The organism is Enterobacteriaceae endosymbiont of Donacia thalassina, assembly GCF_012568245.1.
Taxonomy (GTDB): domain Bacteria; phylum Pseudomonadota; class Gammaproteobacteria; order Enterobacterales; family Enterobacteriaceae.
Genome location: NZ_CP046188.1, coordinates 235,258 through 250,412 on the forward strand (window position 1 = coordinate 235,258; position 15,155 = coordinate 250,412).

Below are 15,155 nucleotides of genomic sequence, written 5' to 3' on the forward strand. Positions count from 1 at the left end.
ACTTTTTTAAATTAAATTTAAATAATAAATTTTAATTAAATTCTAATTTAATATTATTATTATCATTCAATAAAGAAATAAACTTATCAAAATCATTTTCATCATTATAAATGAAATAAGATTTATTATAATAAATTCTATTTTTAATACCTAAATTTTCATAAAAAAAATATATTTGTATATTTTTTTTATTTTTTTTTTTTTTTAAAAACAAAAATTTTTTTAAATTTTTAAAAAATAATATATTTTGTAAAATTTTTTTATTTATAAAAATAATATTTATATTATTTAAATATTTATCTCTAGCTATCGTAATATTCATAATACTATTAGCATTACATATAAATAATTTTAATAAATTGTTAAAATATAATATACCATTTATAAGAATAATATTATTTAATATAACAATATTATTTTTATTATTTATAATATCTAATGACAAATGCACTTCAATAATATTGGAACTATCATCTAAATTAAAAGATAAATATTTTTCTTTTTTTTTATTATAAAAAGTACGTATATTACTAATAATACCTCCTATTGTTATCCTTATAGGTAATTTACTATTTTTTTTATAATTTCTTAAAATATTTTTTATGTTATTTTCTTTTGTATAGAACAAAATTTCTTTTAAATATCCATTTAATGGATGTTCTGTTAAATAACAACCTAAAATATTTTTTTCTTTTATAAGAATATCTTTTTTGGCCCAAAATAAATTTATATCATTATGAATATATTCATTATCTTTTAATAATATTTTATTATTTTCATTAAAAAAATTTATTTGACCTGTTTGTTTTTCTTCTAAATATTTATTAATAATTTTTATAATTTTTTCTAAATAATTTATTAATAATCCTCTGTTAAAATTAAAGCAATCTAATGATCCAGATAATATTAAAACTTCCATAATTCTTTTATTTATTTTTTTAAAATTTATTTTAGTAAAAAAATCAAATATAGATTTAAAATAACCTTTTTGTTTTCTAGCATTAAGTATATTATAAGCTTGTTGTTCACCAATACCTTTAATAGCTCCTAATCCATATATAATATTATTATATTTATCAACATGAAATTTATATAAACTATTATTAATATTAGGTGGTAAAACATTAATTTTTAAATTCTTACATTCATTAATTAAAGAAATAGTTTTATTTGTATTATCCATTTCTGATGTTAAAACAGCTGCCATAAATTCAGCAGGATAATATAATTTTAACCATAAAGTTTGATAAGATATTAAAGCATATCCAGCAGAATGAGATTTATTAAATCCATAAGAAGCAAATTTTTCTAAATAATCAAAAATTTTCATAGATAAAATATTATTAATTTTTAATTTATTTGAACCATATAAAAAACGTTTTCTTTGTCGTCCCATTTCTTTATGTTGTTTTTTACTTATTACTCTTCTTAAAATATCTGCCTCTCCTAAACTATAACCTGCTAATACTTGAGCTATTTTCATTACCTGTTCTTGATATAAAATAATTCCATATGTAGACTGTAATATTGGTTTTAATTTTTCATGTTGCCAATTTTTATCAGGATATGAAATAATTTCTTTACCATGCTTTCTATTAATAAAATTTTCAACCATACCTGATTGTAAAGGTCCTGGTCTAAATAGTGCTAGTAATGCTATTAAATCTTCAAAATTATCTGGTTTTAATTGTTTAATAAGTTCTTTAATACCTCTCGATTCTAATTGGAATATACCTAGGGTTTGCGCAGTTTGTAAAAAATAAAAAATTCGAGTATCATCTAGTTTTAGATTATTAATATTAACTAATTTTTTATTATTTTTAATTAATTTTTTATTAATCATATTTAAAGCATGATTAATTACAGTTAAGGTTCTTAATCCTAAAAAATCAAATTTTACTAAACCAATATCTTCTATATCATTTTTATCAAATTGTGTAACTATATTTTCTCCATTATAATCACAATATATGGTTGTATATTTTATAATATCCTCAGGTGAAATAACAACACCTCCAGCATGTTTACCAACATTTTTTATTGTACCTTCTAATTTTAAAGAAGTATGTACCAATTCTCTAATATTAGTATCTGATTGATATAAATTAGATAATTTTTTATTATTCATAAATGCTTTTTTTAAATTAATACCTAAATCAAAAGGAATTAATTTTGAAATACGATTAATAAAATCGTATGGATAACCTAAAACTCTACCTACATCTCTTATAACAGATTTTGCCGTCATAGTTCCAAATGTTATAATTTGAAATACTGATTCTTTCCCATATATTTTTTTTACATGATTAATTACTAAGTCACGTTTTTCCATACAAAAATCAATATCAAAATCTGGTAAAGATATTCTTTCTGTATTTAAAAATCTTTCAAAAATTAAATCAAATTTTATTGGATCTAGATTAGTAATACCTAGAACATAAGATACTAATGAACCTGCCCCAGAACCTCTTGCTGGTCCTACAGGTATATTATGATCTTTTGCCCACTGAACAAATTCCATAACTATAAGAAAATAACTAGGAAATCCCATTTTATTTATAATATTTAATTCATGATTTAATCTTTTTTTATATATATTTTTTTTTATTTTAAACAAATTTAATTCTGGATATAATTTTTTTAATTTTTTTTCTAAACCTATATAAGATTTTTTAATAATATATTTTTCTGGTGTTATATTTTTTTTTATATAAAATTTAGGTAAAAAATATTGACCAAATGATAAAAAAACATTACATCTTTTCGCTATTTCTACACTATTCTGTAGTGCTTCAGGAATATCTCGAAATAAAAAACACATTTCTTCTGTATTTTTTAAAAATTGTTCTTTACTATAATTAGATTTTTTATAACTTTTATTTAAATTATATCCCTTATTAATTGCCACTCTAATTTCATGTGGATAAAAATCTTTTTTATTTAAAAAACGTACATTATTTGTAGCAACTATAGGAATATTAAAATAATTAGATAAATTTAATATATAATTAATATAATTTTCTTCATAATTACAATTAATTCTAGTTATTTCAAAATAAAAACAATTATAAAAATAATTTTTAAAAAATTTAATTATTTTATTTACTAAAAAAAAATTTTTTTTTAAAAAATTTTTACCTATTTCTCCTTCTAATCCTCCAGATAATATAATTAATCCTTCATTGTACTTCTTAAGTAATTTATAAGTTATGGTTGGTCCTAAATCATTATTATAACCAGATTTATAAGCATAAAAAATTAATAATTTAATATTTTGTAAACCAATATTATTCATTGCTAAGATAGTTAGCATTGAATATTTATTAGAATTAATATTTTCAAAATTTTTAATTTTTAAATCAACTCCAATAATAGCTTTTAATCCTAATTTATTAGCAAGTTTATAAAATTTTATTAAACTAAATATATTATTAAAATCAGTAATAGCTATTGCTGGCATATCTAATAATAAACTTTTTTTTAAAATTTGTTTAATTTTAGCAAGACCATCCTTAATAGAATAATCACTACGTACATGTAAATGAATAAATTTAGGATAATTCATATTTTTGATTTTAAAATTTTTATACACATAATTTTTGACTCACAAATAATTTTATTATTAATTTTTGCTATACTATTAAAAAAAATTAAAGATTTTTTTTGTTTTTCTAAAATACTTTCTATTATTATTTGATCTCCAGGAAAAGCTGGATTTTTAAAACGAGCTTTATCAATACCAGCGAGATAATATATTATTTTTTTTTTTGATTTTTCATAATTTGTACTTTTATATAATAAAAGATTTGTAGTTTGTATCATAGATTCTAATAATAATACTCCTGGATAAATTGGATTTTTAGGAAAATGACCCTTAAAATAAGGTTCATTTAGAGAAATATTTTTTATAGCATTTAAAAATTTAAATTTTTTAAATGCTATAATTTGATCTACTAAAACAAAGGGATATCTATGTGGTAAAATAGATAAAATTTCATTAGTATTTAACATATAATTTTAATTATTATTTATAATAAATATAAATTTATTATATAATTTTTCTATAATTAATCTATTTAAAATTTATTTATTAAATAATTAAAACATTATTTTGTTCATTTGCTAAATCAATAATATCATTTGTTATATCTTTAACATTTTTAATATAAGCTATATTAGAAGTATCTAATACAAGATTATATTTACCTTTTTCTGCAATAATATTAATTAAATTATATATAAAAATTAATATTTTATTACGTGCTTGTTCTTGTTTTTGATTATTTTTTTTTGTAAAATATGATATTTTTTGTAATAAAATTTTTTTATCATATATAATTTCTTTTTTTATTTGTTCTTTATCATTTTTTGATAATTTTTTATTTTCTAATTTTTTTATTTTAGATAAAAATAATTTTTTCATTTTTTCTATTTTTAGAAAATTTGAATGTAATTCTTTTTCTAATTCTTTAGAAATCTTTTTTTTTTGAGGTATAGTATAAAAAATTTTTGCAATATTTATTATTGCTATTTTAGGACAACAATAAGCATTATTAAATGGAATAATAAAAATCATTATTAACAATATATTTTTTAATAAATATTTCATATAAAAATGTACTCCTTTTTTTTAAAATAAAATTACCATCTTTTTGAAAAATTAAATTGAAAAAATTGAATTTTATCTGTTTGATATGTTTGAAATGGATATGCAAAAGATATAGTTATATCTCCAAATGGAGTATGAAATTGAAATGATAAACCTATTGAAGATCTAATTTGTGAAAAAATATTAAAATTTGGAATTTTATACAATTTAAATAAATAATTATTTTTCCATGAAGTATCTATTAAATTACCAATATCTAAAAAAATAGAAGATCTTATTTGATTTATATATTTACTATCTAAAAATGAAATAGGCATTATTAATTCATTATTTATATTAAATAAAACATTACCTCCAATTGCATTATTGGATAAACAAATAGTTTTTCCATTATTACAATGGTATTTTTTTGAAGAAAAATATACTCCTTTAGGACCAATACTATTGGTTTGAAAACCTCTAATTGTATTAGAACCTCCTAAATAAAAATTTTTATAAAAAGGATATTTACCTCCTAAAAATCCATTTCCATAACCAAAATTACTTTTAAATAAAAATATTAAAGGATTATTTTTAAATAAATTTTTAAATATTTTAAATTGTAAAGGAATATATCTTGAATAATTAAAATTAATTTTATAATTACGATTTTTACTATACCAAGGAATAGAAAAATATGTATTAATAGAACTTAATATACCATCTGATGGTATATTAAAATTTTTTAAATTACTATATAAAAAAGTATAATTAATTATAAATTCATCTAATACATAATTATTATGTAATTTATTATATATTTTATATCCTATATATCTAAGATAATTCCATAAAGATAATTGTGGTTCAATATTACTAATATTATTTTGTATAAATCCAATACTATTAGTTAATATTGAATTATCATTTATAGGAAATTTTAAAATTCCAAAAAAACCTTTATTCTTATTTATATAATTATAAAAAAAATTATCATCTTCGTTAATTGTATTTAGAAATATTTTTATACCAGCATTAATTTTTTTAAAAAAGATATGATTTTTCATTATAAAAAATTCTAGATAAGAATGATAAAAATCTTTATTAAAATTAATATCTATATCATAACCAGTACCGATAAAATTATTTTGTTTTAAAATAGTATTAAATCCTAATAAACCTCCTTTAATCATTCCTAATCCTGATTTTAAAGATCCTTCATTTTTTTCATCTACCTGATATATTATATCTACTGTATTATTTAAATCATTATTTTTATGTAAAAAAATTTCTACTTTATTGAAATATCCTAAAGAATATAATCTTTCTTGAGTTTTTTTTATTAATTCAATATTAATTGGATTACCTTCAATTTGTAATAATTCATTTCGTAAAATATAATCTTGGGTAAAATGATTTCCTAAAAAATTAATTTTTCTTACATAATATTTATGATTAGTTTTAATTTTAAAAATTATATCTATTTTATTATTTTTTTCATCTAAAATATTTTTTATTAAAATTTGAGGTGTTAAGAATCCATTTTTTCCTAAAAAATTTTTTATTTTATATTTTAATTCTATTATTTTAGAATTTTGATAAATTTTTCCGGGTATAATATTAATTATATTTTTAATATATTGAAAATATTTTTTTTTATCAATATCGATTATAATTTTATTATAAAAAAATTTTTTGTTTTCTTTAATTTTTATTATTAAATAAATATTTTTTTTATCATATGATAAATTTTGTATAATATTTTTAATTTGAAATTTTACATATCCATTATTTATATAAAAATTTTTTAATTTATTTAAAATTTTAATAATAAAATTAATTTTATATTTTTTTTTTTTTGAAAAAATAAATAAAAAATTATTATTTATTTTCAAATAATTTAATAAAAATTTGGTTGTATAAAAATTATTACCGATAATATCAATTTTATTTATTTTTGTAAAATTATCTTCTTTAAAAATTATTAAAATATCAATTTTATTATTTATATTTTTTTTAATTTTTATTGTAATATATGAAGATAACATAGAATATTTTAAAAATAATAATTCTATATTTTTTCTAAAAAAAAATAATACATTATTATTTAATATTTTACCTTTTTTTATTTGCAATTGATTTAATAAAAAATTAATAAAATTATTATCAATAATTTTATTACCTTTAATAATTATATTATTAATAATAGGTTTTTCCATAACTTTTATAAAAATAAAATTTTTATTTTGAAAAACATTAATATTATTAACCATATTAGTAATAAATAATAAGTGCATTAAATTAGATATTTCTTTTAAAGAAATACAATTTTTTGTATTTATATATGAATATATTTTAATATCTTTAATTTTTATTTTATTAAGACCAAAAAATATTATATTTTTAATACAATATTTTTTTTTTTTTAAAATAGCAGCACAACACATATGATGTGTATTAAAAATTAATAAAAAAACAAGAATATATTTATAATACTTAATATTTTTTAAAAAATATTTTTTTTTAAAACTGTTTAAAATCATTTATTAATGTAAACCCCATCATTATGATTAAAATAATTATACTAATAATATATATTAATTGTTTAAAATGATATGATAATTTTGTACCAATAATTTTTTCGTAAATTAAAAATAATAATTGTCCACCATCTAAAATTGGAATAGGAAATAAATTAATTAAACTTAAATTAATATTTATTAAAGCTAAAAACATAAAATAATAAATAAAATTTTTACGAATTAAAATACTCGCAATATGTCCTATCGAAAGAGGACCATTTAATTTATAAATATTTTTTTTATTATGAAATAAGTAAATAAATGAATTTAAAATTAATTTTATTGATTTTAGAGTTTCTTTAATAGCTTTTTCTAATGATTTAATAAAATTTAACTTATATATACATATTGAAGTATCTTTAATATTTTTAATTTGAGGTAAAAAACCTAAAAAATTATTTTTTTTAAATTTATTAAAAGTATTTAAAATACTAATATTTATATTTTTTTGTTTTCTTTTTATATTCATATGAATAATTTTATTTTTATTATTATAAATGATTTTTTGAAAGTTATACCAATCAATAAATTTTTTTCCTTCAATACTAATAATTTTATCACCAATACATAATTTTGATTTTTCTGCTGGTGATCCAGGTAATATATAAGTAATAATAGGATTAATTTTTAATCCTTTAGGTATAATACCTAACATTAATATTAAATTTTTTTCTTTTGAAAATTTAATAAAATTATTATCAATATTTATTTTTTTATTCATAATTAAATTAGAATTTGTTTTATTATTTTCTAAATTTATTTGATGATTTATATTACTATGTTTAATTAATTCTAAATTTAAAAAAATCCAATTATTACTATTAATATTATTAATTTTTTTAATTTCTAAGTTAGGTTTTAATCTAATTAAATTAGCAATTGAAACATAATTAATTTCATTAATAATATTTCTTTTTATAGGTAAACCTATAAAAAAAATTATCCAATAAATAAATATTGCAAAAATAATATTTGCAAGTGGACCACCTAAAATAATTAATAATTGTTTAAAAAAATTTATCTGATTAAGAAATAATAATTTAAACTTTTTTATATATTTTATATTATTTTTTGTAATTACATCAGGTATTTTTACATAACCACCAAATGGTACTAATCTTAGTATATAATTTGTTCCATATTTATCACGATATTGAAAAATTTTTTTACCAAAACCTAAAGAAAAACATTCTACATAAATATTAAATAATCGTGCTATATAAAAATGTCCGTATTCATGAATTATAACTAAACTACTTATAGTTATAATAAATATTATGATATCATATAAAATATTAATCAAAATTTTACTCCTAAAATTAGTATTAATTAATACAAATAATAATAAAATTTTTTAGAAAAAAATTTAAAATAATTTATAATTAAAATTATATTTAATCTCCTCCAAAACGACGAGTTCTTTTTATAAAAATATTTAACGCTTTTTTAAAATCTTTTTTATTAAAATCAGGCCATAATTTTTTAGTAAAATATAATTCTGAATATGCAATTTGCCAAATTAAAAAATTACTTATACGATATTCACCTCCAGTTCTAATAACTAAATCTATAGGGAAAATGTCATTAAGACAAATATAATTATTTATTATACTTTCATTAATATCTTTAGGATTTAATAAACCTTGATAAACTTTTAAAGCAACTTTTTTTACACTATTTACGATATCCCAACGACCACCATAATTAGCAGCTATATTTAATAATAATTTATTATTATTTTTTGTTAAATTTTCTGCTTTAATAATAGCCTTTTGTAAGGAAAAATTAAATTTTTTTGTATTACCAATAATTTTTAAACGTATTTTTTTATTTTTTAAATTTATAGTTTCAGTATTTAAAATTTCTTTAAATAAATCCATTAAAAATTTTACTTCATTATTAGATCTTTTCCAATTTTCACTACTAAAAGCATATAAAGTTAATACTTTAATATTATATTTTAATGATAAACCAATTATTTTTTTTACAGTTTTTGCTCCTTCTCTATGACCTAAAAATTTTAATTTTTTATTTTTTTTAGCCCATCTTCTATTACCATCCATAATAATAGCAATATGATTTGGATAAGAAGTAAGATTTTTTTTTTTACTAATTCTATTGATTTTCATTTTTTTAAAATTTAAATTTTTATTTAATAATTAATAAATAAAAATTTAAAAATTTTCTTTAAATTTTAATTATTAATATAATAATTCCTTTTCTTTTTTTTTTAAAAATTCTTTTATGTTATTTATATATAATATAGTTTGTTTTTGAATAAGATTATATAATCTTTGTTCTTGATTTTCATCAATATATTTTTTTTTTAAAAAAATTTTAATTTTATTATTTGTTTTTCTACGTATATTACGAATATTAATTTTATTTAATTCTGCTTCTGTTTTTATATTTTTAAAAATTTTTATTTTTCTAGATTCTGTAATAGGAGGAATATTTACATAAATGTTATGATCAATTATTTTAGTTGTTACATCTAATTTTGAAAGTACAATACTTTTTTCTATATTTTTTAATATTGTATAATCAAATGGAGTTATTTTAAGGGTAGAAGAATTTTCTACAACTATAGATGATATATGGTTAATTGATACTAATTTATTATTTAATTTTAAAAAAATATTATTTAATAAATAAGGAGATAATCTATTATATGAAATAATATTAATTTTTTTTATAAATATATCTAAACATTTCTTCATACTATTTTTATTTTCATTTATAATATCATTATACATATTCATATCCTTTATTTAAAGTATATTATTTTATTTGTTTTTAATTATTGTTCCTTCAATTGTTCCTGTTAAAATTCTGTAAAGTGATCCTGGTTTTTGAATATTAAAAATATGTATAGGCATATTATAATCACGTGCTAAAATAAAAGCTGTATTATCCATAATTTTAATTTTTTTTTTTATTACGTAATCATAATCTATCTTATTAAAAAATTTAGCATCAGAATAATTTATAGGATCTTTAGAATATACTCCATTAACATTTGTTGCTTTAAATATAGCATTAGCTTCTAATTCAATACCTCTTAAACATGCTGCTGTATCTGTAGTAAATAAAGGATTACCAATTCCACCTGTTAATATAATTATATTGTTTTTAATTAAATCAATTGCTTTAAATGCATTATATCCTGTACATATACCTTGAATAGGAAAAGATGACATTAAATATACATTAATTAATTTATTTTTAATTGATTGATATAATAATAAACCATTAATTATGGTTGATAACATACCAATTTGATCCCCTAAAACTCTTTTTAAATTATTATTTCCATTACAATATTTTCCTCTAAATAAATTTCCACCTCCTATAACTACAGCTATTTCAATACCTAAAGGTAAAATACTTTTAATTTCTTGTATAATATAATCTAATAATTTATTATCTATACCAGATAGATTTTTACCTTGTAAAAATTCGCCACTTATTTTTAATATAATACGATTATAAATTATTTTTTTTTTAATATTCATATAGTATTTATTATATTTTTTATATAAAATATATTTTATTAAATTATATCAATAAAATAATTAATTTTTAATTATATTTGTACCTAATTCTAAATATATAAATTCTAAAACTTTTATTTTATTTTCATTTAAAAAATGTAACACTGTTTTATTATTATCTAATAAAAATTTTTGATTATATAAAGTGATATTATTTATAAATTTTTTTACACGTCCTTCTATAATTTTTTTTATAATTATTTTAGATTTATTATTTTTTTTCATTGCAATATTTTTTTGTAATTGATATTCATGATTTATAATATCTATAGGAATATTTTTTTCATGAATATAATCAGGTTTTAACATTGCTATATGCATAGAAATTTGTTTCATCAATAAATCATTATCTCTATCACATTTAATTATTACTCCAATACGTTTGCTATGATGTATATATTTACCTATAAATTTTCCTTTAAGAAAACCTAAACGATTAATACATATATTTTCTTTTAAAATTCCAATTAATTTTATTCTTTCTTGATTAAATATTTCTTTTATTAAAGAAATATCTGTTTGATTATGTTTAAATATATATTTTAAAATATTTTTTCCAAAATTTCTGATTTGTTGTGATTTTGCAACAAAATCTGTTTGACAATTTATTTCTAATAATATTCCAAAATCTTTAGTAATATAACTAAAAATTAAACCTTCTTTAGTTTTATTTTTAGATTTTTTAATAGATTCTATATTTTCATATTTTCTTATATAATCTATAGCTTGATTAATATTTCCTTTTGCAGCTATTAATGCTTTTTTACATTGTAAAATACTAATATTTGTAATATTTCTTAATTCTTTAATTTTATTAATGTTAATTTTCAATATTATCTCCTAATTAATTTTTTAAATTTTTTTCTTATGAAAATGTAAATTATTATTTATAATAACTTTAGTTACATAATATAAATATAATTTTATGGCACGAATAGCATCATCATTAGCAGGTATAACAAAATTAATCCCTTCGGGATTTGAATTAGTATCTACAATAGCAAAAATAGGAATATTTAATTTTTTGGCTTCTTTTATAGCAATTTTTTCATAATTTGCATCAATAACAAATATAGCATCAGGTAAACCTCCCATATTTTTAATACCTCCTAAACTTTTTTCTAAATTAAATAATTCTCTATTACGTGTTAATGCTTCTTTTTTTATTAATTGTTTAAATATTCCATTTTTTTTTTGTAATTCTAATTCCTTTAATTTTTTTATAGACTGTTTTACAGTTTTCCAATTAGTTAACATACCTCCTAACCAACGATGATTAACAAAAAATTGATTACAGTTAATTGCAGTTTCTTTTATAAGAAGAGATGCTGCTTTTTTAGTACCAATAAATAAAATTTTACCTCTACGAGAACTTATCTTTTTTAATTCTTTTAATGCATTATTAAACATTATAATAGTTTTATCTAGATTAATAATATGTATTTTATTTTTATATTTAAAAATAAATTTTTTCATTTTGGGATTCCAATAACGAGTTTGATGACCAAAATGAGCTCCTACTTTAAACATTTTATTAATAGATATACACATTATTTTTATCCTTATTTTTTATATTACTAAAATAACATTATATAATTTTTATCTATACAAAAATAATTAATAATATTTATTATTTTAGATATCATTTAAATTTAATCATTATAATATAACATTTAATATTATAAAATTAATAAATTTATAGAAATAAAATAATGAAAATATCAATTAAAAATTCTGAAGAAATAAAAAAAATTTATAAATCTTGTCAACTAGCAGCAGAAGTATTAGAAATGATTGAAAGTTATATATTACCTGGAATTAGTACGGAAGAAATTAATAATATATGTCATAATTATATTACAAAAATTCAAAAAGCAAAACCTGCTACTTTAGGATATAATGGTTTTCCAAAATCTATATGTATTTCTAAAAATGATATAGTATGTCATGGAATTTCAAATAAGAATGATATATTAAAACAAGGAGATATTATTAATATAGATGTAACTATTTTATATAATAATTATTTTGGTGATACATCAAAAATGTTTTTTGTGGGAAATAAAATTTCTAAAAAATCACAATTATTATGTTTAACTGCTCAAAAAAGTTTATATAAAGCAATCAGTATTTTAAAACCTGGGCTTAGATTATATAAAATTGGAAAAATAATACAAAAATATGTAGAAAAAAAAAATTTTTCTGTAGTAAGAAATTATTGTGGACATGGCATAGGTAAAAATTTTCATGAAGATCCTCAAATTTTACACTATAAATCATATGATTATGGTATTATATTAAAACCAGGAATGGTATTTACTATTGAACCCATGATAAATATAGGACATCATGAAGTGTATTTATCCAATGATAATTGGACTGTAAAAACTAAAGATAAAACTAATTCAGCTCAATATGAGCATACTGTACTTATTACTAATTTAGGTTATAAAGTATTAACTTTAAGAAAAGAAGAAAAAATACCTTTATAAATATCTGATATAGTTAAGTAATTATAAATTTATAATTACTTAACTATATTAAAATTATTATTAATATTATTAATTATCTAAAAAACTTTTTAATATTTCTGAACGACTAGGATGTCTTAATTTTCTTAATGCTTTTGCTTCTATCTGTCTAATCCTCTCTCTAGTTACATCAAATTGTTTTCCTACTTCTTCTAAAGTATGATCAGAATTCATATCAATACCAAATCTCATTCTTAATACTTTAGCTTCTCTTGGTGTTAAACTAGATAAAATATTGTATGTTGCTACTCTTAAACTTTCAGAAGTTGCTGAATCTAATGGTAATTCTAGAGTATTATCTTCAATAAAATCACTTAAATGTGATTCATCATCATCACCTATAGGTGTTTCCATAGAAATTGGTTCTTTAGCTATTTTTAGTACCTTTCTAATTTTATCTTCAGGTATCAGCATATATTCAGATAATTCTTCTGGTGTAGGTTCTCTACCTAATTCTTGCAAAATTTTTCTAGAAACTCTATTAAGTTTATTTATAGTTTCGATCATATGAACAGGAATTCTTATTGTTCTAGCTTGATCAGCAATAGATCTAGTAATAGCTTGCCTTATCCACCATGTGGCATATGTAGAAAATTTATAACCTCTTCTATATTCAAATTTATCTACTGCTTTCATTAAACCTATATTTCCTTCTTGAATTAAATCAAGAAATTGTAATCCTCTATTTGTATATTTTTTAGCAATAGAAATAACTAATCTTAAATTAGCTTCAATCATTTCTTTTTTTGCTCTTTGTGTTTTTAATTCACCTATAGATATTTTTTTATTAATATTTCTAATTTTTCTAATTGTTAATCCTGTTTCTTTTTCAATATTAATTAATTTTAGAATACTTCTATTTATTTTATTTAAAAAAATATTTTTTTCATGTAAATGAAATTTATTTTTTAATTTTAATTTTTTTAATTTTTTGAAAAAAAGATCTTTTTTTATTTCATTATTATAAAATATGCACATAAATTTTTTTTTTGATATATTATATTTTTTTAAGCATATTTTCATAATATTATATTCTTCAATGCGTATACGGAACATTATAGAACGCATTTTAGATACCAAATAATTAAATTCTTTAGATACTAAACGAAATTGTTTAAAAATTTCTGCAAGATTTTTTAATTCAATTAATGATTTATTATGATTTCTACCCTTTTTTTTTATAAAAATTAATGTTATATAATATTGTTTTTGTAATTCTAAAAATTTTTCTTCAGCTAAATTATTATCTATAATATTTTCGTTACTTTCTGTTTGAATATTATTTAATAATTCTTGATTATTAGAAGATATAATTTCTTCTTTAATATTAGAATCAATAAAACCATGGATTAAATCTGATAAACGTATATCACCAGATTTAACTTTATCATATTTTTTTAATAAATATTTTATAAAAACAGGATATTCTGCTATAGAAGATTGTACTTGATTAATACCTTCTTCTATACGTTTAGCTATATTAATTTCTCCTTCTCGTGTTAAAAGTTCTACAGTACCCATTTCTCGCATATATATACGTACTGGATCTGTTGTTCTCCCCATTTCTGATTCTACATTAGATAATACTTGTACGGCATCTTCTGCTTCTGTTAAATTATTTGTATTATTATTTAATATTAAATCATCATTATCAGGAGCTTCTTCCATTACTTGTATACCCATATCATTTATCATTTGAATAATATTTTTAATTTGATTTGAACTAACAATATTATCAGGTAAATGATCATTAATTTCTGAATAAGTTAAATAACCCTTTTCTTTTCCACGCGTTACAAGAAATTTAAGCTGTGATTTTGAGTTATGATCCATAAATAGTTCCATACTTTTATTTATTAATATTTAAATAAAATTAAATGAAATAAAATTTAAAACAAAT

12 protein-coding genes are annotated in these 15,155 nt (G+C 17.6%); 1 reads left to right on the plus strand and 11 read right to left on the minus strand.

Features of this window, described 5'->3' with window-relative positions:
* Positions 1–31 precede the first annotated feature (31 nt).
* The 10 genes from dnaE to rpsB form a co-directional block, all read right to left on the minus strand.
* A complete protein-coding gene (gene dnaE / locus GJU02_RS01090; RefSeq protein ID WP_168919256.1) occupies positions 32–3,565 on the minus strand; it encodes a DNA polymerase III subunit alpha in 3,534 nt (1,177 codons plus the stop codon).
* Positions 3,562–4,011: a 3-hydroxyacyl-ACP dehydratase FabZ gene (fabZ, locus tag GJU02_RS01095; protein ID WP_168919257.1), complete on the minus strand. Its 450-nt coding sequence runs from the start codon at positions 4,009–4,011 to the stop codon at positions 3,562–3,564. Before fabZ ends, dnaE begins: the two co-directional genes overlap by 4 nt.
* 79 nt (positions 4,012–4,090) lie before the next feature.
* The gene (locus GJU02_RS01100) at positions 4,091–4,609 is read right to left on the minus strand and encodes an OmpH family outer membrane protein (RefSeq protein WP_168919258.1); all 519 of its coding nucleotides are present in this window, start codon (positions 4,607–4,609) and stop codon (positions 4,091–4,093) included.
* Between the two features lie 32 nt (positions 4,610–4,641).
* Positions 4,642–7,131 (minus strand): outer membrane protein assembly factor BamA, encoded by a 2,490-nt coding sequence (gene bamA / locus GJU02_RS01105; RefSeq protein WP_168919259.1) that lies wholly within the window; start codon positions 7,129–7,131, stop codon positions 4,642–4,644.
* Positions 7,112–8,473 carry an RIP metalloprotease RseP gene (gene rseP, locus GJU02_RS01110; RefSeq protein WP_168919260.1) on the minus strand — a complete coding sequence of 454 codons (1,362 nt, stop codon included), beginning with the start codon at positions 8,471–8,473 and terminating at the stop codon, positions 7,112–7,114. Before rseP ends, bamA begins: the two co-directional genes overlap by 20 nt.
* A 91-nt stretch (positions 8,474–8,564) precedes the next feature.
* Positions 8,565–9,299, minus strand: coding sequence for a polyprenyl diphosphate synthase (gene uppS, locus GJU02_RS01115; RefSeq protein ID WP_168919261.1), 735 nt, complete (start codon positions 9,297–9,299; stop codon positions 8,565–8,567).
* A gap of 72 nt (positions 9,300–9,371) precedes the next feature.
* Entirely contained in the window at positions 9,372–9,926 is a 555-nt protein-coding gene (locus tag GJU02_RS01120) for a ribosome recycling factor (RefSeq protein ID WP_168919262.1), read from the minus strand.
* A 30-nt stretch (positions 9,927–9,956) separates the two neighbouring features.
* Entirely contained in the window at positions 9,957–10,685 is a 729-nt protein-coding gene (gene pyrH, locus GJU02_RS01125; RefSeq protein WP_168919263.1) for a UMP kinase, read from the minus strand.
* Positions 10,686–10,745: 60 nt separating this feature from the next.
* Complete coding sequence (gene tsf, locus GJU02_RS01130) at positions 10,746–11,555, minus strand: translation elongation factor Ts (protein WP_168919264.1); 810 nt, start codon at positions 11,553–11,555, stop codon at positions 10,746–10,748.
* A 21-nt stretch (positions 11,556–11,576) separates the two neighbouring features.
* The gene (rpsB, locus tag GJU02_RS01135) at positions 11,577–12,275 is read right to left on the minus strand and encodes a 30S ribosomal protein S2 (RefSeq protein WP_425482340.1); all 699 of its coding nucleotides are present in this window, start codon (positions 12,273–12,275) and stop codon (positions 11,577–11,579) included.
* Positions 12,276–12,436: 161 nt separating this feature from the next.
* On the opposite strand from rpsB, the gene map reads away from it, so the two are divergent.
* Positions 12,437–13,216, plus strand: a complete 780-nt coding sequence (gene map / locus GJU02_RS01140) for a type I methionyl aminopeptidase (RefSeq protein ID WP_168919265.1) — start codon at positions 12,437–12,439, stop codon at positions 13,214–13,216.
* 69 nt (positions 13,217–13,285) lie between these two features.
* On the opposite strand, the gene rpoD is transcribed toward map, so the two are convergent.
* Positions 13,286–15,088, minus strand: a complete 1,803-nt coding sequence (gene rpoD / locus GJU02_RS01145; protein WP_168919462.1) for an RNA polymerase sigma factor RpoD — start codon at positions 15,086–15,088, stop codon at positions 13,286–13,288.
* Between the last annotated feature and the right edge of the window lie 67 nt (positions 15,089–15,155).

Bases quoted from the DNA above. Each gene is read 5' to 3' on its own strand.
- dnaE (WP_168919256.1), bottom strand. From the start codon at position 3,565: ATGAATTATCCTAAATTTATTCATTTACATGTACGTAGTGATTATTCT.
- fabZ (WP_168919257.1), bottom strand. From the start codon at position 4,011: ATGTTAAATACTAATGAAATTTTATCTATTTTACCACATAGATATCCC.
- GJU02_RS01100 (WP_168919258.1), bottom strand. From the start codon at position 4,609: ATGAAATATTTATTAAAAAATATATTGTTAATAATGATTTTTATTATT.
- bamA (WP_168919259.1), bottom strand. From the start codon at position 7,131: ATGATTTTAAACAGTTTTAAAAAAAAATATTTTTTAAAAAATATTAAG.
- uppS (WP_168919261.1), bottom strand. From the start codon at position 9,299: ATGAAAATCAATAGAATTAGTAAAAAAAAAAATCTTACTTCTTATCCA.
- GJU02_RS01120 (WP_168919262.1), bottom strand. From the start codon at position 9,926: ATGTATAATGATATTATAAATGAAAATAAAAATAGTATGAAGAAATGT.
- pyrH (WP_168919263.1), bottom strand. From the start codon at position 10,685: ATGAATATTAAAAAAAAAATAATTTATAATCGTATTATATTAAAAATA.
- rpsB (WP_425482340.1), bottom strand. From the start codon at position 12,275: ATGTGTATATCTATTAATAAAATGTTTAAAGTAGGAGCTCATTTTGGT.
- map (WP_168919265.1), top strand. From the start codon at position 12,437: ATGAAAATATCAATTAAAAATTCTGAAGAAATAAAAAAAATTTATAAA.
- rpoD (WP_168919462.1), bottom strand. From the start codon at position 15,088: ATGGATCATAACTCAAAATCACAGCTTAAATTTCTTGTAACGCGTGGA.